Annotated in this window: 1 protein-coding gene; it reads right to left on the minus strand. The window is 50.6% G+C overall.

The features are described 5' to 3' along the window. Positions 1-1166: class I tRNA ligase family protein (locus tag ACTXGO_RS14195; protein WP_443574968.1), on the minus strand; the 1166-nt coding region annotated here is incomplete at both ends.

Genomic DNA, 1166 nt, shown 5'->3' on the forward strand with positions numbered 1-1166 from the left:
ACGTTACCCTTAGATTTGGACATCTTTTGACCATTGCCATCACGCACGAGGCCATGGACATAGACGGTCTTGAACGGTACTTGCGGCGTGCCATCTTCGTTTTTGACGAAATGCATGGTCAGCATAATCATGCGTGCGACCCAAAAGAAGATAATGTCAAAGCCAGTCACCAACACGCTGGTGGGGTGAAAGGTTTTAAGGACGCGCGGATCAGCGTTCGGGTCTGCCCAGTCAAGCGTACTAAATGTCCAAAGGCCCGAGCTAAACCAGGTATCAAGCACATCATCGTCTTGGCGCAGTGTTACCTCGTCGCTTAAATTGTATTTACTACGAACTTCGGCTTCATCACGCGCCACATAAATCTCACCAGTCGCATCGTCATACCACGCAGGGATACGATGCCCCCACCACAGCTGACGGCTGATGCACCAGTCCTGCAAGTTGTTCATCCATGCCATATACATGTTTTTATATTGGGCAGGGACGAACTCGATACGACCGTCTTCGACCGCGTCAATCGCCGGCTGCGACAGCTTATTCATAGCGACATACCACTGATCGGTCAAAAACGGCTCGACGATAGTGCCACCACGCTCAGCACGCGGCGCTTTTAGAGCGTAGTCCTCGATGTCCTCAAGCCAGCCTTCGCTTTTCGCTTGCTCAACGAGTACCTTACGGGCGGCAAAACGTTCAAGCCCCGCATACTCGTTAGGCGTACTCTCAAGCGCAGGCTCGCGCTCTTGCAAGTCGGTATAGACCTCCATCTCAGCTAAGACATTCGCGCGCTCATCTAAGATATTGATCAGCGGTAAGCTATGACGGCGACCCAATTCATAATCGTTAAAGTCATGCGCTGGGGTGATTTTGACCACACCCGTACCGAAGTCTTTTTCGACATAATCATCACTAACAATGGGCACCACGCGGTTTGTGATAGGCAAGGTAATGGTTTTACCGATTAAATGCATATAGCGCGCGTCCTCTGGATTGACCGCGACCGCAGTATCACCAAGTAAGGTTTCAGGACGCGTAGTAGCGACGACGAGATAATCCTTACCGTCTTGGGTAGTGAGGTCTTTATCGGTAAAAGGATAGCGAAAATGCCACAAGCTGCCCTTTTCGTCGACGTTTTCGACTTCCAAATCTGACAGCGCCGTTTGAAATTT

The sequence above is a fragment of the Psychrobacter sp. T6-1 genome, from assembly GCF_052258445.1.